Raw genomic sequence first — 26,584 nt, 5'->3', positions numbered from 1 at the left:
GTCATACAACTAAGAAACTCCTTTTTTACTGTCTAGATTATATGTAGCATTATACACTGTTTGGGTCGACGGGCAGAAACCTGTATGTCGAACCCACCTTCCGGTGTGATTACGGCTATAACATCCATGTTGGCGAAAATTTCTATGCGAACTTCGATTGTGTCTTTCTGGACGTTTAAGATCGTACGCGAATAATTTCCTCGCACATTACAGAAAATGACTTGAATGACGTGATGCCAGGAGGAGAATTAAAATGCCAAACGTTCCGGTACAGATTTATACCACGCCCACTTGTCCTGACTGCAAGGCGGCAAAACAATTTCTCTCGCAACAAAATATTCCGTATACAGAACACGATATTGCCGAACACCCCAAGAAAGCGGAAGAATTATATCAACTTACAGGCAAAAAAATCGTTGCCACTTTAGTCGTAAGCGGAAAAGTTTTTATCGGATTTGTTCCCAACCGCCAGGAAATCGAAAAATCGTTGCTGTGAAATTACTTCGCAGAAATGTAACAGCGCTTCTTTATACAAGAAGCGCCCGTGCAATGCGGCTTATTTCCTGTTCTTCTCTTGCACTTGTTTTTGTATCATACGGGACAACATCCTTTTTTTCGATCTCGAATATCTCCATAACGCGAAGGTCCCACCAATGCCGGCAACGATCGCTATCAGATACAAAAGTTCATCCATACACAGCCTCCTTTAATGCTTAGGATTTGAAATCCTGGAACAATTATTCGTTCATGTGGCAAGCAGCCTGTCGATTTCGGCCGCCGCTTGCGTCAGCCCTTGCCGGGGCGTCAGCTCGCCCTGGAATATTTGCTTCATGTAACCGGTGTAGACCTCGTCGATCCGGCTCCAGTTCTTCACCGGCGGGCGCAGGAAGGTTTGATTGAGCGCCTCCGCGAACGGAGGGATGAACGATTCCGCCTGCGCCTTGATCGCTTTCGCTTCCAGGTTCGTCGGGATGAGCCCGGTCTGCGACATCACGGTTTGCGCCTCCTTGCCCGTCATCCACTTCATAAACGTCCACGCTTCCTGCGTATTGTCCGAGCCTTTCGGGATGACCAGGTCTTCCCCGCCCATAATGGAAGCGGGCCCGAATTGATCGGGAAACGGGACGGCAATCGTGGCGTCAATGGCTTGCTTTAACGCGTTCCCCTGAAATACGCTGTAAAACCAAGGCCCTTCGTCCGTGACCAGAATGTTGCCGGTTTTCACGCCTCCCCAATTGTCCCCGCCGCCATTGATCAATCCGCGATCAATCAGCTGCTCTTCGTATAAGGCATACAGCTGCTCAACCGCCGCAACCGTCGCTTCCCCGTTCAAATAGCCTGTAGCTTGGGTGTAAGCTTCATTGGTCATTCGCCCCCCAAGCGCATAAATATAGGGCAGACTCCTCCAGCCGTCCAAGCCGCTCAGCCCGATCAGGAAGCGTTCCTTCCGGGCCAGCTCGATAGCCTCCTGAAAGGTCGGGGGAGGAGCGGTTAAACCGGCCTTCTTAAGGAGCGCGCGATTATAAATGGCGACCTTGGTATTCATGTTAACCGGCAGCGAGTAGTACGCTCCTTCATGGTAGCCTGCCGAGCCGGCATTGTACTGCAAGGCTTCCATAACCCGGCCGAAATCGCCGAAGCCGCTGAGCGGAATGAGCAGCCCGCTTTGGGCGAATTCCGGCACCCAGGCGATATCCATCCGCACCACATCCGGTGCCCGATCGGCGGAAGCTTTGGAGATCAAGGCGTATTTCAATTCGATGTTATTGCCTTGTCTTACGGGCTTTACCTTAATATCCGGGTTATCCCGCTGGAATTGCGGGATCAGCACATCCTCCAGAAGCCTGGTCTCTTCATCGCTGTACGTATGCCAAAACTCGATCGTGCGGGTTTCCCGGCCGCGCAATTTCTCGACCCGGCTGCCATCCGTTATGATCGATTGCTGTCCGCACGCCGTCATTATCAACATCAAGCTTAGTACAAATATGGCCGTTCGCATTCGATACCCCCGCCGCTATTGTTGCTGGTGTTTCTCCCGGTACTCCATAGGCGTCATGCCGGTGATCTTCTTAAAAAGCTTGCTGAAATATTTCACGTCGTTAAAGCCGGACTTTTCAGCAACCTCATAAATTTTGCAATCGTCGTGCGCGAGCAGCCGCTTCGCTTCATGCAGGCGCAAATCAATCAGATAATCGATGAAATTTTGCCCCGTTTGTTTTTTGAACAAGTTGGAGAAGTAGCTTTTGCTCACGTGAATGGAATCGGCCACATCCTGCAGGGTCAATTCCTCCCGGTAATGAAGCATGATATATTCGATCGCTTTCGTCACCAATTGTCCGCTATGCCCGCCCTTGTCGGTCAAACGAAGCATGCCCGGATGCTCAAGCTCCTCGATCCAACCTCTGACGGACGCTTCAAGCCGATCCATCGTCTCGCAGCGCCATATCGCATCCCGGCAGTCGACAACGGAGGATTTCGAATCGCCGTCCGAATAGGCGAATGCCGACAGCAGTTCATATGCCTCCTTCCTGACCTGCTCCGGAGAAAGCCCGCCGCTTCTCCAGCGGGAAATCATGCTTTCCATCACGGCTGCATGGTGTCTGGAGGTCCGGATTGTCTCAAGAACGGCATGCATGTTCATCTCTGCCGGTCCGCCAGCCGCATCCTCCCCGCTTCCCGGATTCCGCCACTTATAAATCCTTCCCGTTCCTTCATAGAATCGGCGCCAGCCCGCTTCACGGCTTCTTCTCAAGCTGTGCTCAACGACTTCGGTTTCCGGCTCCACCGTGTAACCGATTGTGACGGACATGTTCAATTCCGTTTCGATAAGACGCTTGAATGCCGCCGCGGTTTCTTCCGTTCCTTCGCTGTCGGGATAAACGAGAAACAAGCCTTCGCCTGCAAACATGGGCGCACTGCCTTTACCGAACGCTTCATAAAAGCTCGCCTGTATATCTTCATAGATCACGCTGACATGAAGCTTGCCGTAAAGCTCTTGCGATTCGTCAAGGCCGTCCGGCATGACAAACGCGCACACATAGGAACAATCCTGCTTTCCGAGAATATCCTGAAAGCTGAACTCGGTTTGATTGGACGCGAGCAGCCGGATGATATCGTGCTCCAGCTTTTTTCGCTCGCGCATGACCGCATGCCGGTTGTAGCTCTCCTTTTCCGCGGCACGCTTGCGATTTCTCTGCAGCATGTCCTGGCAGCGCTTGAGGACGGAAACGAATTCGTCCACTTCCAATGTCGGCTTCAGCAGGTAGTCGACTGCGCCGTATTTCATGCCCTCGCGCACATAATCGAATTCCCCGTAGCTGCTGATCAGCACGACTTTCATGTTCGGGTTGATTTCCAGCGCTTTCCGCGTCAGCTGAAGGCCGTCCATCACAGGCATCTTAATATCCGTAATCAGAATATCGATTGGCCGGGACTGCAGGATTTCAAGCGCCTCCATGCCATTGGCGCAATCCGCTTCCAACGCAAGCCCTTCCTTCTCCCATTCAATAAAACCTTTCAGTCCCTTGCGGATAATCGGCTCGTCATCCACGATCAGTACGCGGTCCGTCATGATGTCTCCTCCTTCCGCAGGCGTACCGTGATCAGCATTCGCGTCCCGCGCCCAGGCTCGCTGTTTATCGCAATACCCGGCCCCTGACCGCAATAGAGCCTGAGCGAATCATAGACATGCTTCAGACCGATTCCCGCCTCGCTGAAATCGCTGTTCGATGTAAGCTTCCCCAGCTGTTCTTCGGACATTCCCGCTCCGTTATCCTCCAGCAAAATCCGCAACTCATCCTGCTCGAGCCGGATGCCGATCGAAATTTTGCCGCCGCGGTTCAAAGGCACGAAGCCGTGGAAAACGGCGTTTTCAACCAACGGCTGCAGCAGCATTCTTGGAACCTTGACCTTCCCGGCGCCGGGATCCATTGCAATCGACAGCTCGTAGGACTGCTCGTAGCGCATTTCCAGAATCACGATATATTTCCGGATGATATCGAGCTCCTCTTCCAACGCGATCAACGGGCCGTTCTTCCCCATGTTGGCCTGCAGCAGCCTGATCAGTGCCGCCAGCCCTTGATCCGCGCGCTCATTGTCTCCCGACCGGATCAGCCATCTCAGCGTGCTTAAGGTGTTGTACAGAAAATGGGGATGGATCCGGTAAGTGACGGCCCGGATTTCCGCTGTCGTCTTCTGCCGCTGCTCCTCTTCAACCCTGATCATCAGTTGCTCGATTTCATCCAGCATTTTATTGAAATGCTTGCTCATCAAGCCGATTTCATCGGTCGATTTCACTTCCGTCCTGACCTTCAAATCCCCTTGCTGCACCCGCTTCATGCCCAGCGTCAGCTGTCTGATCGGATTCGTCACCTTTTTGGCGATCAACAGGCCGACCAATACCGCGAGCAGCGCAAAGCCGGCGGAGGTGAGCAGGATACGTCTGTGAAGCGTGTCCAACGCTCCCGTAATCTCGGATGTCGGAACGGTACCGACGAGCATCCAGCCGTTATTCAGCAGCTGCTTGACGCCGTAATAGGGAACGTCGCGAGCCGTATATTCGAATTCAACCTGATCGTTGTTCACCACCAGCTCGAATAATTGCGGATTGCCGATCGGTTTGCCGATCCGGGACAGGTCGGCATCGATCATGACGATTCCGTCCGGATTCACCACCGTATAGCTGCCGGTCTCTCCCAGCTTGACCCGATTAATCGTGTTAATGATCGCTTTGCCGTCCAAATTCACGACCAGCAGTCCGATCTGCCGCAGCGTCCGGAAATCCTTGAGTGTTCGGCTGATCGGCAGCACCAAATCGGTATTGTCGCCCGCGCCGCTGAAAGGATCTTTGTGCAAGGGCTGCCAGACGAGCGCCCCGTCCTTGCTTCTGGATTCCGCGACCCAGTCCAGCCGGGAAAGCTCCGTCCTCTTCAGCTTCTGCGGCGAGAAGGTTCCGCTCCCCCAACCGGTTCCGTTTTCCTTAACGACATAAACGACCCTTACGAAGGAGCTCGAATAGACCATATTGTTCAATAAAGTGTTCATGGACTGGTTCATTTGCATTTGCGCGCCTAACGGGCTGGTGCTGTAGTTCATCGCCGCCCGTTGAACCTGCAAATCGCCGTATATCAAATCGGACGCGTCGCTGCCCGCGTTGAACATCGAGGACAAGGCATCCGCCGTCTGCCTGGTGAGCTGGACCGTCGAAGCCCTCACATTCTTCTTCACCAGCGAGGAAGACTCCAGGTAGAAAGCAAAGCCCGATAACGTAGTCGGTATGAGAATAATCAACGCGAATGCCAATATCATTTTGGAGGCGAACCGGTTCGAAAGCTTATCGATGCGCAGCATGTTCTGTCCACCTTATCGACTCGTATTACCTCTGATTTTACCTGAAAAGCTGCACGATACCTAATCGCCATTGCTGGTAAAAGCAAGAAAAGCGACGCAGCCCGCCCGGCTGCGCCACATGATGGCAGGTGACGGGTCTCCCGATCCCGGTTTCCCAGCAAACGCTTACATTACGGATGTAAACCAAAGCGACCGAAACGGTCTTCGCATCGCTTTGGTACGACATGGCGCTCTATGCCGCCGCCTATTTGTAGTCGATCACGGCCATGTCCCAATACTTCAAATTCGGGAGCTTGAAAAAGACTTGGCCGTCCTTCTGCTCGAAGGCCAGCTCCACCGGCGAACCGTTGTAGTAGTCCGGAGACGCTACCCAAATGCCGCTGACTTTCTTGTCCGTCTTGACGGAAACCGCTACATCGCGGCGTTCCGCCGGCTCTGCCTGCGTGCCCGCGCCGTCATTCCATTCCATCGTCGTTGCATCCGTAAAGTTGATGAATTGCACGATGTCCCGGCCGTCCTTCCGCTTCGCGAACGACCATACTTTCCCTTGCTCCGCTTCGGCGGAAATCTCCACATCGCCGGAAGCGCGTACTTCCAGCTCCGACTCCTCCAGCCCGTCGCGCAGCACATTCTGGTAGGCGACAAGAAAATCGTAATAGCGAACGAGATTTTCCTCCAGCTCCGCCGGGACGGTCAAATTTTTGTTCGGAAAATACTCCTTGGCCAGCATGTTTTCCCCGAGCTCCAGATGCGAGCCGCCCGAAGCGAAGATGACCGAGTTCGTTAAAAGGACGCCCGGCGTATTGAACTCGCCCGGGGAATCGGCCAAATCGTAGTTCATGTAGGCGGCCAGTACGGTGTTCATTTGATTTTTACTGAACTTGTAGTTCTGGTCGATGATTTCCTTCAAATTCTTGTATTGCGGAGTGCCCGACCATACTTCCGTGTACAGAAACTCGAGCGGCGCCTGTGTCGCCAGGAACGCCTGCCCGTACTGGGCAACGGCGTTCATGACGTAGTCGACATCCAGCCTTTCCTTGGCCGCTTTAAGGAAGGACACATACCCTTGCGGCAGCTTGACGCTCTTGCCGGTTCCGTCCCACAGCGGCCCGCGGTCGCCCAGCTGGTCGACATGCCAGCCGTCAAAAGGCAGATACTTGAACGCCTCGATCTCCCGGTCGACCAGAAACTGCTGCCACTCCGGATTGCTCGGGTCGTACAGCATAATGTCGCTCGCCCAGCTGTCCGGAAGCGGATGCTTGTCCTGATTCGTTTGCGTCGGGTCTTTATACAAGCCCCACTCTTTCTTGACGCCGTCCTGCTCCGCATCCTCATAAGCGCCGAACAAGAGGTTGTAATTCATGGCCTTCATATTTCTGGCCTGGGCCAAATCGATATAACCCTTGACGGTGTCAAAGGCGACCGGCCGGTTGGCGATATCGACCCACTCGGCGGCCGGCTTGCCGCCCTCCATCTTGATCGGCTGCTGGTGCTTGTACTGCCAGTCGTAGAACTGAATGCCGTTAATGTGGAACCGGTTCAACCGCTCGATGACCGCCGTCCTCTCTTCCCCGCTCATCGGGCCGAAATCGGCCAGGTAGCCGTAACGCGGAAACTTGCTCCAATCAGAGGAGACATCCACGGCAATGTTGAGATGGTCCTTCACTTCGCCTTTGTCGCTCAGATAGACCTCCGCCATATAACCTTTGCCGTCATCCTTCGGCGGACTCCACTCCCAGGCGGCCTGCTGTCCTTCGATCGCAACTTCTTCCTCGGCGATCACTTCATTCAGATAACGATACCGTACAAGCGCCTTGGCGCCGCTTGCGGCTTGCTTCAGCTCGAGCTTGAAGCTGACCGGTTCGCCGGGACGGTAAGCCGCCTTATCGGTGGACAGCCCTTGGAGGATGCCCTGGCTGACTACGTCCTCCGGTTTGACGGCTTTCTTCTCGCTGCAGCCCGCTGCAAAAACCATGAGGCCGAGCAGCAGCAGCAGCACGGCAGTCTTGCCCTTTGTCATGCGATTCGATGTCATCGTTATTCTCCTGTGCGTATCCGCTGAGGTTTTGAGTTGCTTATCCTTTGACGCCGCCTTCGTTAAATCCGCTCTGGACGAACCGTTTCTGGAAGATGATATACAAGAGCACGGTCGGAACGAGCGCAATAACCGAAGCCGCAAATACCCAGGCATAGTTGGTGGCATATTTGTCGTTGAACATCAGGAGCGCGATCGGCAAGGTGCGCATCGCTTCGTCCTTGATAATGACCAGCGCCGTAAAATACTCTTCCCATGTGCCCTGAAAAGCGAGCACGGACAGCGTGCCGATTGCCGGCAGCGACTGGGGAAGGTAAATGTTCCAGAAAATGCGCCAGTTGCCGCCGCCGTCGATCAGCACCGACTCCTCGTATTCCTTCGGAATGCTCTCGAAGAAGCCCCTCAGGAAGAACGTGCTGCCCACGACCCCGCCGCCGATATAGATCAGCCACAGGCCCCAATACGTATTGATCAGGCCGAACGATTTGATGATCAGGAACTGCGGGATGATGTTGATGACGCCCGGGATCATCATCGTCAGCAGGAAAGTGCGGAACAGAATCTCCTTACCCGGAAACTGGAACCTTGCAAACCCGTAAGCCGTCAGGCAGCCCAGGAACATGCTGCCGATCACCGAAACCGTAGTCACGAGCGTACTGTTGAGGAAGTATCCCGCGAAATTGTTTTTGCCCCATACGAGCACATAGTTATCCAGATTCGGAGTAACCGCAAAGATTTGCGCCGGCCTCGGCAGCGAGTAGGCGCTTTTGATGAAGGTCGTCATGATCATATAAGCGAAGGGGAACAGAAAAGCCAATGCTCCCAGAATGATAACGGTGTATACGAGGAGCTGCGTTAACCATTTCGTTTTCATTGTCGCCCCTCCTACATAAACCGCTGGTTGCCGAATTTTTTCATCTGGGAATAGGTCAGGAGAAACACTGCGATCCCCATCATGACGGCAACCGCGGAAGCATATCCGAAGTTGAAGTTTTTGAACGCCTGAATATACATCAAGCTCGGCAGCGTTTGGGTTTGATCCATCGGTCCGCCCTTGGTGATGAAATAAACCTGCGGGAAGAAGTTGAAGGCGCCGTTCACCAGGTTGATGATCACGAATGCGGTCACCGGACCCAGCATCGGAACGGTAATGTGCCAAAACTGCTTCACGCCGGTTGCCCCGTCGATTGCCGCGGCTTCGTAGAAATCTTTGGGAATGCCCTGCAAAGCGGCCAAATAAATGACGACACCCCAGCCGACCGTCTTCCAGATGTGAAATAGCCAGATGACGACCATAGCCGTCCAATAGTTCGCCAGGAAATTAACCGGTTCGTTGAAAATGCCGAGCTGCTTATAAAAAATATAATTGATCAGGCCGTATTCGCCGCTGGCAAAGAGAAACTTGAACAGAAAAGCGACGACGATCCACGACGTGATGATCGGGAGATAATAAATCGTCCGGAACGCGATTTTGTACTTGATGAATTGCAAATTGATCAATACGGCGAACACGATGGCCAAAAACCAGTTGATCGGCACGGTCACCCCGACGTTCAACACCGTATTGCGGATCGCCATCCAGACCTTGGCGTTCGGATCGGTAAACGCCGATTTGTAATTGTCGAAACCGACGAACGGATTCTCGGCATTCGGCATGATGCTGTAATCCTGGAAGCTGATGATAATGTTTCGGATCATCGGGTAGATGACGAATACCGCCGTACCCGCGACGCCTAACAGAATGAACGCCAGAACGTTCATCCATTGTTTCCGGCCCTTGGAAATCTTAATGCGCCTTTCCCGCTCTCTTGGGGGAGCGGTGGTTCGCCCGGCGGAATCCGCCGGGCGAAGGCTCCTTCATGCAATTGCTCCGATGCCGATTATGGATTCAGAATCGCTTCGATGTTTTTCGCCGCTTCGTCCAGTGCCGCTTTCGGCGCCAGCTCTCCGCGGACCGCTTTCTCGAACGCCAGGTTCACGATCGTTTCCATTTCGCCGTATTGCGGGATCGGCGTGCGCGGCAGCGCCGTTTCCAGCTGCTTTACATACTCGGCAATGTATGGCGTATCGAGGAACGCCGGGTCATTCGCCGCATTTTTGTTTGTCGGAATCATGCCGACCTTGCTCATGATTTTTTGCGGCTCTTCGCCGAGCATCCATTTCATGAAGGTCCATGCCGCTTCCTTGTTTTTGGAGTTTGCGAACGTCACCAGGTTCTCGCCGCCGACAACCGAACGGCTGCCGCCTTCTCCCGCCGGGATCAAGCCGCGAACGGTTTGCTCCATCGGCTTGAACGTGGAGTCCGCTTCGTTCATCAGAATGCTGTAGAACCAAGGGCCGTCGTCGATCATCAGGTAGTCGTTGTTTTTCATGCCGTCCCACGAACCCGGCTCTCCGCCGAGAATGGTAGGCGTGACCAGGCCGTCCTTGTTCCATTGCACGATCGTCTCCAGCGCCTTCACGCTCGCCGGGCTGTTCAGGTAGCCTTCAGCCTTGGTGTAGTCCTCGTTCGTCAATTGACCGCCGAGGCTCCAGAAGTAAGGCGAGGCTGCCCATACGTTGGCTCCGCCGATGCCGATGCCGCCCGGCTTCCCTTTTTCCACAGCCAGCTTGGCCGCGGCAACGAGCTCATCCATCGTCTCGGGCGCTTTCGTTACGCCGATTTCATCGAGGACCGCTTTGTTATAGATGGCGATTTTGGTGTTGGTGTTGAGCGGCACGCCGTAGTAGCCGCCTTCGTAGGCGTTCGTGGCCAAAGGAGCTTCGAAAACGCTTCCTTTCAATTCCTCAAAGCCGTCCAATTTGCTCACATCGGCAAGCGCGCCCATCTTCGCGAATTCGGGAACCCAGATGATGTCCATCCGCATCAGATCCGGTGCCGCGTCGCCGGCGACGCCCGCGATGACCTGCTCCTTCAGGCCTTCGTACGGCATGCGCGTCAGCTTCAGCTCAATGCCCGGATTTTCCTTTTCAAAGAGCGGCTTGATCTCTTCGGTCAACACCTTCTCTTCTTGGTCGCTGTAGGTATGCCAATATTCGATCGTTACCTTTTTGGTGTCGCCGGCCGGAGCATTGCCGCCGCCCGCAGCCGTATTGCCGCCGCCGTTGCCGCCGTTCCCTCCGTTGCCGCTATCGTTTCCGCCGCTAGCGCAAGCCGTCAGCGAGATTGCAAATACCGTTGCCAGAACGCCGTAGGACAATTTTTTGTACCATTTCATCTTGAGAAAGACCTCCTTTATATTTGATAGCCTCTCGGCATTCGCCGAGGCAGATGGGACAAGGGTTTCCTCGAACCATCCAAAATGCTTTCCTCCTACTTTCGTAGGGGGGATTTCTATTTTTGGTGCTTTGTGAATTGGAAATAAATATTTTGAAATTTCGCCGAAGTACCAACAAATGGACTTGACTTTTTTGAATTCACTCCAAAATCGCGTGAGAAGGGATATACCCCCTTACTACCTGCGATTGGAGCGTGTTACACTTGAAACCCACATTCATACCGCACTCGGATTACCAGAAATCTGTTCTTCAGCAACTGCGCAACGATTACGGCCCCGGAATCGTCCTCATCAACAAAGACTGGCCGCTTGCGGTCAAATTCTGGATGGCGGATTTGTCCGCCATCACAACCCTGCTTTACGAATCCTACTCGGACCAAGGGCCAGAAACTCGGGACCCTGCTTCCATGCTGCGTTCTTACTTGATCTGCCTCATGACCAATCCTGAGATGGGTATTACCGAGTGGATCAACGAAATGAAGCGTACCCCTATCTATGCCATTCTTAGCGGCTTTACACCGGACGATCTTCCCGGTGTCGGAACGTTCTACGACTTTTTCTCCCGCTTATGGCCTGTCGTCGATAAGAACCTCAAGCCCAAGTCGCAACGTAAACGCAAAGGCAAACCCAAGAAAGGCAAGAAGAAAGGCGAGAAAGCCCCGACCACCACGCCAGGAAGAGTCAAACGTCTTGTGGAATGGATGATGCGCCACGCAGACAGGAAATCTGCTTTGCCTTCTGACAGGCTTTTCAACTTCTTTCAATCCCAAATTCTGTCCGTGTCAGCAGATTTGGGTCTGCTCGGGGATATGTCGGCACTAACGGTTGCCGGTGATGGCATGCCCGTCGTCACTTCCGTTTATCCCCGGAGCAAACCTTCTTGCGATTGTCGCGCCCGCGGTATAGCTGATTGCAACCACTTTCGCATTTACTCCCAGCCCGACTGCAACTCGGGATGGGACAGTGCCAGAGAAAAGTATTTCAACGGATACCACCTGTACATGATCTCTGCGGCAAACAGCAAACACGATTTGCCCTTGTATCCAAGGCTGCATCCCGCCTCGCGGCATGATGCTGTTAGCCTGGTCGTGGGTGCGGTCGAATTCAAGCAACGTTTCACCTTGGGCGCGGTAGACAAGATACTCCTGGATGCTGCTCATGACGCCGAAGCGATTTATAGGCTGCTGGATCATCAGAACATCGAGCCCTTCATCGATCTAAACAACCGGAGCAAGAAGAATACGGCAACGGATAGTGACATCCGGATTTCCCCAACTGGCATTCCTATTTGTCCCAAAGGCAAAGAGATGAAGCCTAACGGATTTGACAAATCACAGAACCGCCGTAAGTGGCGATGCTCACCGTCCTGCGGCTGCTCAAGCACCAAGTACGGCCGAACGTACCACACGCATAGCAGCGACAATCTTCGCTTGTTTCCTAAGACGGTTCGCGGCTCGGATAAGTGGAAGCTCATTTATAAGCGCCGCTCATCTATTGAGCGATCCAACAAACGGGAGAAAATCGACTACAAGCTTGAATCCGGTCGGCATCGGTCGACGATGATGTGGAACATGCGCATCTTCGGAATTATGATCTGTCAGCACATTGATGCTTGGTACGTGAGCCAGAAGGATGAATGGGACAAATTGAAGTCCACAATCTACCCTGCAATCGCCTGAATTTTTAAAAATTCCTGTTTAGAAATTGGGGCAGTCTGTCCTTTTTTGAAAATTGGTTTTCAAATCCTTATTTCCCATCCCATTTTCATCAAATAGGCTGTCATCTCCTCAAAAACCTCGTACTAATTCCGAGAGGATATTTTGCCTTGCCTCCTTATTATGCAGCGCTTGCAAAATGACCGAAACCGTTTACATTGCGATTGGGGTGTCGATTTTTACGGGTTTGCAAACTGTTATTATTTGGGCGGGGCAAAGGTGGCTTATATTGCGGTAAATCGGAAAATATCCGACACCTTGACTCTGATAACGGCCTCCATTTGGGCGCGGATCCGAAGCCTGCGGTATCTCCGGAGTTACTTTCTTCTCAGCCGTGGTATTTTCGCCTTCCTGTCCGGGTTTAGTGAAAAAAATGCGCCAATAGAGAACTCATTTCTCTATTGTATGGACACTTCTTCGCCGTGAAGGGCAATAGGGAACATGTTTCTCTATTAGAGTAGTTCAGTTCCTTAATAGAGAAAATCATTCGCTATCGCTTATCTGTACAGCTTTGATACCGACTGATAGCGATACAGCTTCACTATTAGTAACCTTTCTTCGCTATTTCACGGCAGCAAGAAGTTTTAAAGCTGGAGAACGAGAACATGCGAGTAAGGATGTTGGGCGTTGTATAGGTGCTAGTAGTTATTTGCGGGGGGTGTGGGGGTGCTGGTGCTGGTGGGAGTGACGGATGGCGATACTGATGCTGGACTTTACCTTGGACACAAAGAACCGAGAGTGCGACAATAAAGCATTCATAATCGAGGTGTCCGACATGACGAAAAGGAAGGCCGGGGCCTCCCTTTTTCATGGTTACGCATTACACCAGCTTGTATACTCTCGCCTCATAAGGCCGCAGGCGGAGTTCCTCGACCGATGCCGCGGGCACATCGCCGTAATTCGCGATAATCAATTCGTTACCGCCGCCGCTGAACGATTTCAACGCCTCCGGTAGCACGAACTGCGCCTCTTTGCCGGAGAAATTCAGCACGACAAGCCACTTTTGTTCGCCCAGGCTGCGCGTATACGCATAGATTTGCTCATGCTCTTCGGCGACAATATCGTAGCTGCCGTAAATCATGATCGGATGCCGCTTGCGCAGCGCAATCAATGTCTTATAATAATGGAAAATCGAATCCGGATCCCGCAGCGATTCCTCGACATTAATCTCGCGGTAGTTCGGATTGACGGCGATCCACGGCTCGCCGGCCGTAAAGCCGCCGTTCTCGCTGTCGTCCCACTGGATCGGCGTGCGCGCATTGTCCCGTCCCTTCGCGTAGATGGAAGCCATCGCCCGCTCCGGCGAAACGCCGCGCTCATGAACCGCCTCGCGGTAGAAGTTAAGCGTTTCGACGTCTTTGTAATCGTCAATGCTGCCGAACTGCACATTCGTCATGCCGATTTCTTCGCCCTGGTAAATATAAGGCGTGCCCTGCAGCGTGTGCAGGAAGGTTGCGAGCAGCTTGGCGGATTCCTTGCGATACACCGTGTCGTTGCCGAAGCGGGACACCATGCGCGGCTGGTCATGGTTGTTCAGGTACAGGCTGTTCCAGCCTTTGCCGTCGAGCGCATACTGCCATTTGCTCGTGACGGCCTTCAGGTCGGACAGCCGCCAAGGCTTGAAATTCCATTTGCCGCCTTCGCCCGAATCGATGTCCATCGTCTCGAACTGGAATACCATGTTCACCTGCCTGTTGTCGGGATTCGTGAACACGGCCGCCTGCTCCGGCGTCACGCCCGGCATTTCACCGACGGACATCGCATTGTACTTCGACAGCACCTGCTCGTTCATCTCCCGCAGGTACTGCGAAAGGCGCGGTCCGCACAGGAAGAAATCGCCGCCCCAGGCGTAGCGCTCTTCACCCGCGCTCGGCAGGTCGTCGACCTTCGAGATGCAGTTGATGACATCCATCCGGAAGCCGTCGATCCCCTTGTCGAGCCAGAACTTCATCATCTCGTACACTTCTTGCCTCAGCTTCGGATTCTCCCAGTTCAGGTCAGGCTGCTTCTTCGTAAACAAGTGCAGATAAAATTCGTCCGTCGCTTCGTCGTACTGCCAAGCGGAGCCCCCGAAGAACGACAGCCAGTTGTTCGGCTCCGAGCCGTCCGGCTTGCCGGGCCTCCAGATATAGTAGTCGCGGTAAGGATTATGCTTCGACTTCCTCGCTTTCTGAAACCACGCATGCTCGTCCGAGGAATGGTTGACCACCAGATCCATGATCAGCTTGATGCCGCGGTCGTGCAGGCCGTGCAGCAGCTTTTCCCAGTCTTCCATCGTCCCGAACTCATCCATGATCGCTTCGTAATCGCTGATGTCATAGCCGTTATCGTCGTTGGGCGATTTATACACAGGGCTGAGCCAAACGATATCGACACCCAGCTCCTTCAAATAATCCAGCTTGCTTATGATCCCCTGCAGGTCGCCGACGCCGTCCCCGTTGCTGTCCATAAAGCTTCGCGGATAAATTTGATACACAACGCCTTCCTGCCAAAAAGCGCCTTGCGCCATCCCGTGCTCCCCCTCATTAAACGTGTTATATGCAGCGCTACGGACGTACGCTTTCAATCGGAGCGACCCGGCCGTAGCATGCCTGCGCGCCCTGAACGGGAGCCGCCCACCGTACCGCGTTTGCGATCACCTGGAGAATTTCCGGCTGATGGTAGATCGGGAAGGTCTCATGGCCCGGTCGAAAATAGAACAGCTTCCCCTTGCCCCTGCGATAGGTGCAGCCGCTGCGGAACACTTCTCCGCCCTCGAACCAGGAGATGAACACAAGTTCGTCCGGCGCCGGAATTTCAAACCGCTCACCGTACATTTCTTCCTTCGGAATCTCGATGTACTCGCCCAAGCCGTCGGCGATCGGGTGGCCGTGCTCGATGACCCACAGCCTTTCCTTCTCGCCGTCGTCCCGCCACTTCAGCGCCCCGGTCTGCGTACCCAGCAGGCGCTCGAATATTTTCGACCCGTGGCCGGAGTGAAGCACGATGAGCCCCATTCCCTCCAGCACCCGCCGCCGCACCTTCTCGACAATGTCGTCCCTGACTTCTCCATGCGCCAGATGCCCCCACCAGGTGAGCACGTCCGTATCCCGCAGCACCTCGTCCGTCAGCCCATGATCGGGCTCGTCGAGGGTTGCGGTTCTCACCTGCAGGCCGTCCTGCTTAGCCAGATGCTGCGCGATCGCATTGTGGATGCCCTCGGGATAAATGCCCGCCACGTGCTCATTTTGCTTCTCGTGCCTGTACTCGTTCCATACGGTAACCTTGATCTCAGACAACGCGTGCAACATGCGAGGCCTCCTTTTGTACGGCAATCCAGCGTTCCTCCGTAAACGACTCGATGATCGAATCCAGCGTCAGCTGGTTGATGTAACCATCCTCGATCGTGGCGTCGAGTCCGTCCTCCTTGCCGTTCAGCAGATCGAAGAAAGCCTGCATTTGGTTGACCTTGAACGTATCCGGAATCGGGAGCTCGCGGAACTGCTCGTCGCCTTGCTCCGCCATTTTCACGAGCAGCGTGTCCTCTTCCTCAAGGCTGTAAACCAGCGCGCCTTTCGTTCCATATACCTCAATGCGCTGATAATTGCCGCGACCGTAAGCGAACCGGGAAATGGCCATGGTCGAGGATATACCGCCTTCAAGCCGCGCCAGAACATGGCAAAAGTCGTCGACGTCCACCTCGCCCTTGCCTTCCTCGCCGATCCGGCCGCGCTCCTTCACGATCGTGCCGGCGTCCGCGATCACCTTCTCGGTCTCGCCGACAAGAAAACGGTGCAGGTCCAGCATATGCGAGCCGAGATCGCCCAACGCGCCGGAGCCCGAAAGTGCTTTCTGAAAACGCCAGACAAGCGGAATGTCCTCGTTAATCGCCCAGCCCTGCAGGTATTGGCTGTAAATATGGTTGATTTTGCCGAGCGCGCCCTGCCCGATCAGCTGCTTCGCGTAACGGGCCGCCGCCTTGTAGCGGTACGTAAAACAAATCATATGCGGAACGCGATCGGCCTCCAGCAATTCCTTCAGCATGGCCGCTTCCCTCGTATCGAGGGAGACCGGCTTCTCGAGCGCGAACGGCTTGCGGTTTTTGATCGCCTCATAAGCGACCGTAAAATGGTTAAAGTTCGGTGTGCCGATGAAAACGCCGTCCAAGTCGGGATCCCTGAGCATTTCCTCATGGTTGAGGTAACGCCGCGATTCCGGTATGTTCAACTCTTCCGCTCTCTTCAGAACGGCTTCTTCGTTCACGTCGCAGATCGACCACAGCTCGGCGTCCGCGCTTGCCAGAATACCCGAAATGTGAAAGTTCGCGATGCCGCCCAGGCCGATAACGCCGATTTTCAACTTTTTCATATCCACCATCCCTCATCTACAGGTCAGTTGAAACTTCTTTCCCAGTATAGGATGTGATAGAATGAACGGGAATGTCGGATACAGACAGTTTTTGTACAATAGCGACTTTCAGGCCGGATTGACGGGGAGGCAAGGCGCATGCTTGCGATCAACATGGAGTCGGTTCCAAAAATACGCTATATGGGGTTCGTTTCGTATAAAAGCCCATGGATCCATTTCAAACGGAACATTGATGAATACATCCTGTATTTTATCAAAAGCGGCGAGCTTCACATCGAGGAGAACGGCGGGCGGTACGTGCTGAAGAAGGGCGATATTTTCATGCTGGAGCCGAATCTCGACCATGAGGGCTTCGACAGGCATGTCTGCGATTACTACTATGTCCACTTCGAGCATCCCGATATCCGGTCCGTGCAGGTGGACGATGTGCTCTCGATGGCGAAGCGGCTTTTTCTGGAGGAAAATACGCAGCCTGTCCCGGAGCCGGGCGAATTCAGAAATTTGCACGATCTAAACCTTTGCTATATGCCCAAGCATTTCACTTTATCCGATAAAAACAGCTTCCGTCAAGCGATTCATGCGATGAACGAAATCGTACAGTTGTACAAACGCAAACATTATAACCGGGGCCTGACCGGCCTGAAATACGCGGAGTTTCTGATCGAGGCGTCGCGCGACAGCTTCATGGCGGAGCTGGTGAAAAACAACAGGCGGAATACGAAATCGTTCGTAAAAGTGCATGCGCTGCTCGATTATATCCACCGGAACTACACGAAACCGATCACGAGCGCGGAGATCGAGCAGGAATTCGATTGCAATTACGACTACATCAATCGGGTGTTCAGCGAGGTGACGGGCCATACGATCATCCGCTACGTGAACCTGATCCGCATCAATCACGCGAAGGAATTGATCGAGGCCACCCACCTAAGCATGAACGAAATCGGCTATTTGACCGGGTTGAACGATCCTTTCTATTTCAGCAAGGTGTTCAAGAAGTACGTCGGCCTGTCGCCGACGCAGTATTACAAGAAAATCAGGGAGGGCGTGTGAGTGTCAGGCATATCCACACAGGTCGGGCACTTTAGTGCCGGATTCCGGCGTTATTCCGCTCACCCGCCGAACCGGCGGACGGACGGTCGTTCACAGCCCGGTCTCGCCCACAAGCTGCTCCACCGCCGGAAATATCGTTTGCTCCTCGATTCTGAAATGCTCCTTGAGCAGGACGCAGCCCTGCAGGAGACATCTGACCGCATCCGCCACGACGCCCGCGTTCGGACGGTCTCCGAACTCGTTCAAGCGCTCGAGAAACACCCGCAGATACACAGTGGCCATCTGGTGATCCTTCTCCATCACCCAAATCGAATCGCGCACCGCGGATTCATGCGAACGAGGCATATGCTCTTCAATCAACGGAATCAGGTTCTCCTCTTCCCACGCCGCATGCCGCTCGAGCGCATGCATGAAGGCGACCAGCGGCTGCTTGACGCCGCTTATTTCATTCGCCGCAGCCGATACGGCAGCCATTCTGTCCGCGCGGGCGGCGGCTGCTTCTATACGTTCGATCGTTTGCCTCAAATCCGAATGCTCATCCCTGAGCCGTCTCACCGCCTCAACCATATCGGAAGGCCGCCCGGTTTCACCCGGCCTGTCTATCGTTCTTTGCATCGATCTCAACCTCCTTCGGTGGATGAAATCAGCGTAACGCTTTTCATAAACCGGCGATATGAGATTCGTCACTCAAAGAAGGCCGGCAAAAGAAGCGCCCCCCGCCTTGCCTCGGAAGGCAAAGCGGAGGGCGCTGCCGTGATTGCGGGCGAACAAGAGCGAACCCGAACCCGCTAGGAATAGAAATAGTCAATATCGGTCAACATCTCGTCGGCGAGCGGGAAAATAAGCTCTTCCTCCAGCCGGAAGTGCTCCTGCAGGATGAGGCACGCCTGCACCATATTGGAAGCGGCTTGCCGGATCAGGTCGATGCGGGCCGCCGGCACGTTGTCCTCCGTCAGCTCCATGAAGGTCCCGATGAACAACAAGGCCAGCTCGTGATCTTTTTCCATCACCCAGAACGAAGGGGTTATCGACGGGACGGTGCGTTTATGAAAATAATCGCTGACCAGCGGGAACATCTCCCGCTCCTCCCATTCCGAATGCGCTTCAAGCTGCAGCGCGAACGCCACCGTCCGTTCGCGCAGTCCGCCAAGCAGCCGAAGGGCGGTATCCGCGTCCGTTTCCCTGCCCGCCTCCAAGGCGTCGGTATATAAAACCTTCACTTGTTCGTTCAGCCGGTCGTGTTCTTCCTTCAGCCGCCCTACCGCATACATGAAATCCGTCGGTCTCGCCGAATCCTGGGAAACCGTCGGCAACGACGTTTTGCCATTCATGGATACTCATCCTCCTCAGAGAGGTTTTGTTATAACCCGATTATATCCTTCTTTCCTTTGATAAGCTGTGAGCATGATCACGTTGAGCGATAACCGGCGTTCCCCATTTGAACCGCACTCCGTGCGGATTGGAAGGGTACATGCGCAAAAAGCACCCGGCCGTGCACCTTTTCATGTGAAAAGTGCAACAAGTAAACCGGCCTGCCTCTATGCGAAATGTCACTGGTTGAAAAATCCGGCTGTGATACGGTAGCGTGGAGGATCAGGTCAAGCGAGGAGCTTGCCTTTGAAAGGAGAATTCGATGTGGCACGCGTGATCGCGAATGAAAAGCTTGCGCCGGGCATTTACCGGCTGACCGCCGAGGGAGACTACCGCGCCGAATCGGGCCAATTCTATATGCTTCGCTGCTGGGAAGCCTTTCCCGTCTTGTCCCGGCCGATCAGCATCCACGACATCGGCCCGGGGACGATATCGTTCCTGTACCGGGTCGGCGGAACCGGCACCCGGCTGCTGTCGGAGCTGCGGCCCGGCGATCATCTTCGCCTTGAGGGCCCTTTCGGCCAAGGCTTCCCCAAGCCCGAAGGGCGCACCGCAATCGTCGGCGGCGGTATGGGTGTCGCCCCCCTCTTGCTTGCCGCCAGACGGATGCAAGGAGCCAAGGTGTTCCTCGGCTTTTCCGGTGAGCCGTTCGGGGTTTCCCGGTTCCGCGGCGCGCACCCGGATGTGACGGTCGTGTCCGGCGGAACGGTGGCCGACAGCGTCGAGCCGGCGGTATACGATACGATTTTCGCTTGCGGGCCGGTTCCCCTTATGGCGCAGCTGGCCCGGAAAGCGGAGGGAACGGGCGCACGTCTGTACGTATCCGTCGAAAAGCGCATGGCATGCGGTCTCGGCGCTTGCAACGGCTGTGCGGTCGCCGGAAACGGCGCATACCGCAAGGCATGCGTGGAAGGTCCCGTTTTCTCGGCCGGGGAGGTGGACTTCCATGATCTCCTTAGCCTGTGAGCTGGCGGGAGTGCCCTTGTCCAATCCGATTCTGACGGCGTCGGGCACGTTCGGCTTCGGCAAGCCGTATGCGCCCTTGTATCCGCTTGATAAACTGGGCGGCATCGTCACAAAAGGACTGACCCTCCACCCCCGGGCCGGCAACGCCGGTACGCGGATTTATGAGACGCCGTCCGGCCTCATGAACAGCATCGGGCTCGAAAATCCCGGCCTTCCGGCATTTCTGGATCGCGAGCTTGAAGTGATGACAAGCTACGGGCCGGCGGTCATCGTGAATTTGGGCGGCGGAACGGTCGGGGAATACAAGGAGGGCGCGGAGCTGCTCACGGACGTCTGCCGCGGACTGCGGGATGCCGGCAAGCGGGCCGCCGATTTGATCGAGCTGAACATTTCATGCCCCAACGTCAAGGAAGGCGGATTGCAGTTCGGGCTTGAAACCGGCCAAGCGCTTGAAGTCGTCCGCGCCGTCCGGAGGGCGACGGACCTTCCGCTGCTCGTCAAGCTGTCGCCGGGTGCCCGCGACCTGACGGAAATGGCGCGCATGTGCGAAGCGGAAGGCGCGGACGGGTTGTCGCTGGTCAATACGTTTCAGGCGATGGCCATCGACATCCGGAAACGGCGCAGCGTCTTTGATCGGGTGTACGCCGGATTGTCGGGTCCCGCCGTCAAGCCGATCGCGCTGCGCATGGTCCATCAGGTCGCCCGAGCGGTATCCGTGCCGGTCGTCGGCATAGGCGGCATTTCCGGGGCCGCGGACGTGCTGGAATTTATAATGGCCGGAGCCGCCGCCGTGCAGATCGGAACCTATAATTTCATGAACCTGCGGGCCGGCGGTACGCTGGCGAATGAGCTGCTGAAGCTGATGGCACGGGAAGGAATCCGCTCGCTCGAGGAGATAAGGGGCATTGTTTGACGGTTATCCGGATTGGGCAGAGGCGCCGGAGGGCCCGTCCTTTTTTTTCTTCAGGCCTGTGATATGTCTTCTTCGCGCCGCGTCTTTTTTTATCCATAGACGAATGGTTCTGTTGTTCTGTGCTTTACGGGTCCGGTTGATCTGTGCGCCGATCAGTTCGACGTAAGGATCAACCGTTTCTTTTCCGAAGTCGAAGCATAGCCGTTCATAATCTTCCGGGGTTAACAAATCAAAAGCTGGATCTGCCATAGGGATTCGACGTCCGTACCGGTCAGCTTTGAAATCAGTCGCCATTGATCTTCCGGCCTCCCTCTTGAGATAAGGCCAGTATATGACGCGGCTCAGTCCTTCGCAGTGACATACTTCACACACAAAGAAGCCGCGGCGCCCACGAGCGCCGCGGCTGTGGTTTTCCGCTTCCGGAAATGACATTTCTCACATTCGCCGGCATTCGGGTCTGGTAGGCTGGAACTAGAGAACTGTGGATCTCCGGGGAATCGGCATCGAACCCGGCGTCCCGGGAAGGAGACGGTCGAAATGAAGAGAAACGAAGCTTTGGAGCGCGAAGCGCAATCGGTCAACCCGCTTCCGGCAGGAACGTCCGCCGTGTTCTCGGCCGACAGCCTCAGCCTGCTGCGGCAGACCGCCAAGCCGGTCCGGGTGTCGGCCGGCGATTGTTTATACCGGGAGAACGAGCCCGCGAACCGGCTGTACCTGGTAACCGCGGGCAGCTTCAAAGTGTCCAAGCCGCTGGGGGACGGCACGTCGGTCACCCTCTATCTGCACATTCCCGGCGATCTGTTCGGCGAGCCCGATCCGCTCGGACTTTCCGCCCACAGGTTTGAAGCGCGGGCTTTGGAAGATTCGGAGGCCGGCGAAATCCTTCAGGCGGAGGTGAACGGCCTTCTCCAAGCGAACGGCGCCTTTGCCCTGGAATTCATGAACTGGATGGGAACGATCCACCGGATGACGCAAAGCAAGTTCCGGGATCTGCTTCTCTACGGCAAATCAGGCGCGCTCTGCTCTCTGCTGCTGCGCCTGTCCAATATGTATGGCCCCGAGCGCGGCGGCCGTCCCGTGATCGGCAAGCGGATCACCAATTCGGAGATGGCCGAGATGATCGGCGCGACCCGGGAAAGCGTCAACCGGATGCTGAGCGATATGCGGTCGCAGGGCGTCATATCCGTGGAAAGGGGACGAATCGTCATCAACGATCCCGATTATTTGCGGAACGTCTGCCATTGCGAGAGTTGCACGAAAGATATTTGCCGGATGTGAACCGTTGAATCATCCCCAAATAAGCAAGAAAGGCGTTCCGACCGAAGTCCAAGCTTCGGGGAACGCCTTTCTCTCCGTCTCTTCTTCATTTGCATCGGCGTCTACACCTGCTCCTGATCCCGCCAGCACCGGAGCGCCTCCACGTCGTGGATCACGAACCCGGAACGGTTCATGTCCGCAATGCCTTCCGCATGCAGCCGATGGAGCAGGCGGTCCACCAGTTCCTTGGACGACCCGATCGTGTGGGCGAAATCATCAGCCGTCATCGGAATGCCGATCCGCAGCTTGCCTTTGGGCGGATGATCGTAATGCTCCGCCAGCTTCAAAAGGAAAAGCTGGCCGGGATTCCGGGAGCCGGCCCAGGTCAGATCGTGCAGCTGCTTCTGAAGCGCCGCATTCGCTTCATCCATCATCCGCATCATGGAAGCGGCCGCGTTCGGGTTGGCGGCCAGAAACTTCATCAGCTGCCCGAAGGGCAGGACAAGCAGCTGCGTCTGGACGATTGCCGAGGCGGAAACGGCGTAGACGCTTCTCGAGAACAGCCCTTCCCCCGGAAGCGCATCGCCCTTCTTCAGGAAGGCCAGATTGCTCTCATGTCCCGATGCGCCGGCGCTATAGGTTTTCACCAATCCGGATACGATGAAGAAAATGGCGTCCTTCGCGTCTCCCTCCGCGAAAATGAGCGTCTTGCGGCCGACGTCCCGAAGCGCGGCGCACCAGCTCAACTCCTCCAGCTCCTGCGACGTCAAATATTTAAAAAGCGGCACTTGAGCCAGCAGGCTTTTTCGTCGTCTGATCATACGATTTCTCCTTCCCTTGCTTTACTTCCGATCAGTAGCCGTAATCATTGGATTTCTCCCAAAGCGCGGCGAGCACTTCTTCCTCAGGTGCAGCGGATGATGCCGCGATTCATAAACCGGTTCGTAATGATGGGGGTGTGCCATTGTCCGATTCCTCCCTTTCAAAAGCGCGAAACGCGCCGTGGTACGATCCATTATAGATTCGCTTGGCTCCGGTGAATGTGAACCAGATCACTTGATTCCGCATTCATTTCCGTTTCTCCCGGAAGCGGACGATTCAGATAATAATAGACCGCCGCCATCATCAGGCCGCCGCCGACTATATTGCCGAGCGTAACGGGGATCAGGTTGCGGACGGCGCCTGCCAGCGTGATCGTATCCGGATGATCGATCAGCAAAGCAACTGCGAATGTGCCCATATTGGCGATGCTGTGTTCGTACCCCGAGACGAAAAAGACGAATACGAACAGCAGCATCGTGAACATTTTCGCCCCGTCGCCCTTCTGCGTCATCGGAACGTAGAAAGCCATGCTTACGAGCCAGTTACAGAGAATCCCGCGAAAAAAAAGCTCCATCACCGGCGCATTCATCTTCTTCTCCGCCGCGCTCAGGAGAAATCCGTTGGCGCTGCCGTCGTCGAACAGGCCGGTCCCGAGCACCAGGAGCGCGAAAAGGACGGCGCCGACGAGATTGCCGAAGTAGCTGGCGGTCCAGATGCGCAAAACATCGGGCCATCTGATCTTTTTCTTCAACGCGGCATAGGTGAAATAGAACGTATTGCCGGTAAACAAATCTCCGCCGCCGTATGCGACCAGGATGATCGCCGCTCCGAACGTGAGGGCCGCGACGGGGTAAGCCAACGGGGAATCCTCCAGGTAAAAAAAGTTGCCCGTCTTGTAAGCCGCGATCACCCCGAAGCCGATAAACATGCCCGCGATGACGGAACGAAGCAGAAATCGCGGCTTGCTCTTGCTGAAGATTTTATGTTTCTTGACAGCCACCGCCTCGACGAGTTTCAACTGTTCTGTTTCCATGGGTCACCTGCTTCAAGGAAGGATTGGGGCCTTCATTCGCGCGAAACGCCGGCCCGGTCGTATATATTCAATGTACTTCTTCGCGCGCCGGTTAGCGGTGATTATTTTCACAAAGTCTGCGGCGAGAAAACCGGTCATTCGCGGGGAATGGCCGGCCGGTAGCGGCTCCGCTACATTCGCCCTTGCTACCCGTACCGCTCCCTGCAGGATACATTCGTCCTTGCTGCCCGTACGGTTCCCCACACCACCGGGTTCGACCATTAGCGAAAAAATTGCGTTATTAGCGCATTCTGTTCGCTAAATCCTTGTCTCCTGACGTCTTTGCAACGGGTTAGTGAAGAATCTTCACTATATAGTGAGTTTCTTTCCCTAATAGGGAAAAAACTTTACAATACTCCGACATGCTAGCAAAACCCGATTTTATAGTGCCCGTTGTTCACTATTAGCGAACTTTTTTCTCTATTTAAGCGTCCTCCGCCTGTCATGCGCGTTTTTCCGCGCTGTGCCCGCTTTCCTTCCCGCCACTGTCTGCGGTCAGCCCGCGCACAATGGCTCGGAAAGCACAACTCCATGCAAAAAGGCTGTCTCCCAGGCCTTTTCAGACCTTCGAGACAGCCCCTTTTCGGCCATTCGCCGAACGATACGTGCCGGACCTCCTCCTGACGCCTGAGTTCTGCACCTTCGATTCGTCCACTGAATGTTAGCCGTGCAGTCCTTAAGAACGTTGAACGAGTTCCTCCTGTTTCGGTTCGGAATCCTCCTCAAGGCGGCCAGCCGGACCGAAAAATTCATAGCGGATGTCGGAGGCCGGTATGCCCCAGTCTTTCAACGCACGATGCATCGCCTTCATAAAAGGAACAGGTCCGCAGAAATAATAACACGCGTCCTTTACCGGAACCCACGACTTCAGCGAAGCCAAATCGATAAATCCCTCTTTGTGAAAAGCGTTCGCCGCCTTATCGCGGGCTGTCGGCTTATCGTAGCACCAGTAGGCGGACACCTGCGCGTGCTTGCGGGCCAAGTCCTCCACATGTCCCTTGAACGCATGCATATCCCCGTTCTGAGCCGCATGAACGAATGTGACCTGCCGATCCGGCTCCGTTTCGGCAAGCATGTTCAGCATGCTGAGCATAGGCGTCAATCCGACGCCGCCGCTAAGCAGGACGACAGGGCGCGTATCCTTGCGGTCCAGCACGAAATCGCCGGCGGGCGCCGATATCAGCAGCTCGTCGCCTTCCCCGACCTGCTCGTGCAAATAAATCGACACCTTCCCGGCCGGAAGGTTTCCGAGCGCATCCTCCCGCTTCACGGAGATCCGGTAATAAGGCTTGCCCGGGGCGTCCGACAGGCTGTACTGGCGAATATGGGTATAGGCCTCGCCCGGAATATTAAGCTTCACGCTGATGTATTGCCCCGGCTCAAAGGCCGCAATCGCTCGACCATCCCTCGGAACGAGATAAAAGGAGGTGATGACGGCGCTTTCCTTCACTTTCCTCTCCACCGTGAACGCCCGAAAATCCGCCCAGCCGCCCTCCTGGCGCTCGGATTGCTCGTACATGCCGGCCTCCACGTCGATGAATACTTTCGCAATGACCCCGTACGCTTCCGCCCAGGCCTGCAGAATCTCGTCCGTCGCCGCGTCGCCCAGCACCTCCTTGATCGCCGCGAGCAGATTTTCGCCGACGATCGGGTACTGCTCGGGCTTGATGCCGAGACTCCGGTGCTTATGGGCGATTTGCTTCACCGCCGGAAGAATGGCTTCCAACCGGTCGATATGCAGCGCGGCGGCGTAGACGGCGTTGGCCAGCGCGGTCTGCTGTCTGCCCTGCTTCTGGTTGGCGTGATTGAAAACGTTCAGCAGCTCCGGATGGTTCGCAAACATCCTTTCATAGAAGCGTTTCGTAATGGCGGTGCCGTAAATTTCCAGCACGGGTACGGTGGATTTGATGATTTGAACGGTTTGTTCGTTAAGCACGATTGTCTCTCCCTCTGTATTCTTGACGTGAATCAAGTATAAGCATGCGATATTGCCGCAAGTGTGATGCCGATCACATATATCGGCGGCGAATTTGTGACTTCGGTTCCCCGGCCTATTCGGAAATCGGCAGACCGACCAGCACCTCGGAGCCTTCGACACGGACGGGATACGTCCGGACGCTGCCGGAATCCGGCTCGTACACTTGTCCGGTTTCCAGGCTGATTTTCGTGTCGTACAGCGGATCGTACAAATCGTGACCCGATACGATGCCTTCGGACAGGGGTCCGCCCTTCCGGTGAGGGTTGCGGTCGTCCACCGCGAACAACCGGTCGTCGCTTGCGCGGAAGAAGGCGATAACCTTCCCCTCGACTTCTATCGTACGGCCGATCCGGACCAGGAAATCGTCCAGGCGGCCGACCGTCACGTAACGGATCGAATCCGTTGCAAGTACCGTTTTGTTCTCCATT

General features: G+C 55.2%; 23 protein-coding genes and 1 pseudogene. 7 read left to right on the top strand and 17 right to left on the bottom strand.

Features of this window, described 5'->3' with window-relative positions; genetic code table 11:
- Nucleotides 1-56 precede the first annotated feature (56 nt).
- Both RWM61_RS08530 and RWM61_RS08525 read left to right on the top strand, forming a co-directional pair.
- A pseudogene (locus RWM61_RS08530) lies at nucleotides 57-176 on the top strand (acetyltransferase); the annotation flags it as partial.
- A 77-nt stretch (nucleotides 177-253) separates the two neighbouring features.
- Nucleotides 254-496, top strand: a complete 243-nt coding sequence (locus RWM61_RS08525) for a glutaredoxin family protein (RefSeq protein WP_313999527.1) — start codon at nucleotides 254-256, stop codon at nucleotides 494-496.
- A 249-nt stretch (nucleotides 497-745) separates the two neighbouring features.
- Here RWM61_RS08525 and RWM61_RS08520 read toward each other — a convergent pair whose 3' ends face one another.
- From RWM61_RS08520 to RWM61_RS08490, 7 genes are all read right to left on the bottom strand, one after another.
- Nucleotides 746-1,999, bottom strand: a complete 1,254-nt coding sequence (locus RWM61_RS08520) for an extracellular solute-binding protein (RefSeq protein WP_313999525.1) — start codon at nucleotides 1,997-1,999, stop codon at nucleotides 746-748.
- A gap of 15 nt (nucleotides 2,000-2,014) precedes the next feature.
- Nucleotides 2,015-3,571: a response regulator gene (locus RWM61_RS08515; RefSeq protein ID WP_313999523.1), complete on the bottom strand. Its 1,557-nt coding sequence runs from the start codon at nucleotides 3,569-3,571 to the stop codon at nucleotides 2,015-2,017.
- On the bottom strand, nucleotides 3,568-5,349 hold the full coding sequence (locus tag RWM61_RS08510) for a sensor histidine kinase (RefSeq protein WP_313999521.1): 1,782 nt from the start codon (nucleotides 5,347-5,349) through the stop codon (nucleotides 3,568-3,570). The genes RWM61_RS08515 and RWM61_RS08510 overlap by 4 nt, the downstream gene beginning before the upstream one ends.
- Before the next feature lie 244 nt (nucleotides 5,350-5,593).
- Complete coding sequence (locus RWM61_RS08505; RefSeq protein ID WP_313999519.1) at nucleotides 5,594-7,384, bottom strand: glycoside hydrolase family 66 protein; 1,791 nt, start codon at nucleotides 7,382-7,384, stop codon at nucleotides 5,594-5,596.
- Between the two features lie 40 nt (nucleotides 7,385-7,424).
- Nucleotides 7,425-8,258: a carbohydrate ABC transporter permease gene (locus tag RWM61_RS08500; protein WP_313999517.1), complete on the bottom strand. Its 834-nt coding sequence runs from the start codon at nucleotides 8,256-8,258 to the stop codon at nucleotides 7,425-7,427.
- Between the two features lie 11 nt (nucleotides 8,259-8,269).
- On the bottom strand, nucleotides 8,270-9,145 hold the full coding sequence (locus RWM61_RS08495) for a sugar ABC transporter permease (RefSeq protein ID WP_313999515.1): 876 nt from the start codon (nucleotides 9,143-9,145) through the stop codon (nucleotides 8,270-8,272).
- 119 nt (nucleotides 9,146-9,264) lie between these two features.
- Nucleotides 9,265-10,602 carry an extracellular solute-binding protein gene (locus RWM61_RS08490; protein ID WP_313999513.1) on the bottom strand — a complete coding sequence of 446 codons (1,338 nt, stop codon included), beginning with the start codon at nucleotides 10,600-10,602 and terminating at the stop codon, nucleotides 9,265-9,267.
- Between the two features lie 263 nt (nucleotides 10,603-10,865).
- On the opposite strand from RWM61_RS08490, the gene RWM61_RS08485 reads away from it, so the two are divergent.
- Nucleotides 10,866-12,341, top strand: coding sequence for a transposase (locus RWM61_RS08485; RefSeq protein WP_313999511.1), 1,476 nt, complete (start codon nucleotides 10,866-10,868; stop codon nucleotides 12,339-12,341).
- An 856-nt stretch (nucleotides 12,342-13,197) separates the two neighbouring features.
- Here RWM61_RS08485 and RWM61_RS08480 read toward each other — a convergent pair.
- From RWM61_RS08480 to RWM61_RS08470, 3 genes are read right to left on the bottom strand one after another with little or no spacing between them, the layout of a single operon-like run.
- Nucleotides 13,198-14,886, bottom strand: a complete 1,689-nt coding sequence (locus RWM61_RS08480; protein WP_313999508.1) for an alpha-glucosidase — start codon at nucleotides 14,884-14,886, stop codon at nucleotides 13,198-13,200.
- A 37-nt stretch (nucleotides 14,887-14,923) separates the two neighbouring features.
- Nucleotides 14,924-15,655, bottom strand: coding sequence for a ThuA domain-containing protein (locus tag RWM61_RS08475; RefSeq protein WP_313999533.1), 732 nt, complete (start codon nucleotides 15,653-15,655; stop codon nucleotides 14,924-14,926).
- Nucleotides 15,648-16,724: a Gfo/Idh/MocA family oxidoreductase gene (locus RWM61_RS08470; RefSeq protein ID WP_313999505.1), complete on the bottom strand. Its 1,077-nt coding sequence runs from the start codon at nucleotides 16,722-16,724 to the stop codon at nucleotides 15,648-15,650. The genes RWM61_RS08475 and RWM61_RS08470 overlap by 8 nt, the downstream gene beginning before the upstream one ends.
- Nucleotides 16,725-16,862: 138 nt before the next feature.
- Here RWM61_RS08470 and RWM61_RS08465 point away from each other — a divergent pair, with 138 nt between their 5' ends.
- Nucleotides 16,863-17,777, top strand: coding sequence for an AraC family transcriptional regulator (locus RWM61_RS08465; protein ID WP_313999504.1), 915 nt, complete (start codon nucleotides 16,863-16,865; stop codon nucleotides 17,775-17,777).
- A gap of 90 nt (nucleotides 17,778-17,867) precedes the next feature.
- Here RWM61_RS08465 and RWM61_RS08460 read toward each other — a convergent pair whose 3' ends face one another.
- Nucleotides 17,868-18,392: a hemerythrin domain-containing protein gene (locus RWM61_RS08460; RefSeq protein WP_313999502.1), complete on the bottom strand. Its 525-nt coding sequence runs from the start codon at nucleotides 18,390-18,392 to the stop codon at nucleotides 17,868-17,870.
- Between the two features lie 173 nt (nucleotides 18,393-18,565).
- Nucleotides 18,566-19,108, bottom strand: a complete 543-nt coding sequence (locus RWM61_RS08455; RefSeq protein ID WP_313999500.1) for a hemerythrin domain-containing protein — start codon at nucleotides 19,106-19,108, stop codon at nucleotides 18,566-18,568.
- A 304-nt stretch (nucleotides 19,109-19,412) separates the two neighbouring features.
- Here RWM61_RS08455 and RWM61_RS08450 point away from each other — a divergent pair, with 304 nt between their 5' ends.
- Both RWM61_RS08450 and RWM61_RS08445 read left to right on the top strand, forming a co-directional pair.
- Nucleotides 19,413-20,114 carry a dihydroorotate dehydrogenase electron transfer subunit gene (locus RWM61_RS08450; protein ID WP_313999498.1) on the top strand — a complete coding sequence of 234 codons (702 nt, stop codon included), beginning with the start codon at nucleotides 19,413-19,415 and terminating at the stop codon, nucleotides 20,112-20,114.
- Nucleotides 20,095-21,027: a dihydroorotate dehydrogenase gene (locus RWM61_RS08445; RefSeq protein ID WP_313999496.1), complete on the top strand. Its 933-nt coding sequence runs from the start codon at nucleotides 20,095-20,097 to the stop codon at nucleotides 21,025-21,027. The genes RWM61_RS08450 and RWM61_RS08445 overlap by 20 nt, the downstream gene beginning before the upstream one ends.
- Nucleotides 21,028-21,030: 3 nt before the next feature.
- Here the strand turns inward: RWM61_RS08445 and RWM61_RS08440 are convergent, their stop codons facing one another.
- Nucleotides 21,031-21,321 carry a hypothetical protein gene (locus tag RWM61_RS08440; RefSeq protein ID WP_313999494.1) on the bottom strand — a complete coding sequence of 97 codons (291 nt, stop codon included), beginning with the start codon at nucleotides 21,319-21,321 and terminating at the stop codon, nucleotides 21,031-21,033.
- Between the two features lie 243 nt (nucleotides 21,322-21,564).
- Here RWM61_RS08440 and RWM61_RS08435 point away from each other — a divergent pair, with 243 nt between their 5' ends.
- Nucleotides 21,565-22,305, top strand: coding sequence for a Crp/Fnr family transcriptional regulator (locus tag RWM61_RS08435; protein ID WP_313999492.1), 741 nt, complete (start codon nucleotides 21,565-21,567; stop codon nucleotides 22,303-22,305).
- A 101-nt stretch (nucleotides 22,306-22,406) separates the two neighbouring features.
- Here RWM61_RS08435 and RWM61_RS08430 read toward each other — a convergent pair whose 3' ends face one another.
- The 4 genes from RWM61_RS08430 to nirD form a co-directional block, all read right to left on the bottom strand.
- Nucleotides 22,407-23,105, bottom strand: a complete 699-nt coding sequence (locus RWM61_RS08430; protein WP_313999490.1) for a Crp/Fnr family transcriptional regulator — start codon at nucleotides 23,103-23,105, stop codon at nucleotides 22,407-22,409.
- Between the two features lie 194 nt (nucleotides 23,106-23,299).
- The gene (locus RWM61_RS08425) at nucleotides 23,300-24,139 is read right to left on the bottom strand and encodes a formate/nitrite transporter family protein (protein WP_313999488.1); all 840 of its coding nucleotides are present in this window, start codon (nucleotides 24,137-24,139) and stop codon (nucleotides 23,300-23,302) included.
- Between the two features lie 715 nt (nucleotides 24,140-24,854).
- Nucleotides 24,855-26,114, bottom strand: a complete 1,260-nt coding sequence (gene hmpA / locus RWM61_RS08420) for an NO-inducible flavohemoprotein (protein WP_313999486.1) — start codon at nucleotides 26,112-26,114, stop codon at nucleotides 24,855-24,857.
- Between the two features lie 115 nt (nucleotides 26,115-26,229).
- Nucleotides 26,230-26,583 (bottom strand): nitrite reductase small subunit NirD, encoded by a 354-nt coding sequence (nirD, locus tag RWM61_RS08415; RefSeq protein WP_313999483.1) that lies wholly within the window; start codon nucleotides 26,581-26,583, stop codon nucleotides 26,230-26,232.
- Between the last annotated feature and the right edge of the window lies 1 nt (nucleotide 26,584).

The sequence above is a fragment of the uncultured Paenibacillus sp. genome (genome assembly GCF_963515335.1).
Classification (GTDB): domain Bacteria; phylum Bacillota; class Bacilli; order Paenibacillales; family Paenibacillaceae; genus Paenibacillus_I.
This window is presented reverse-complemented; position numbering and strand designations above follow the sequence as displayed.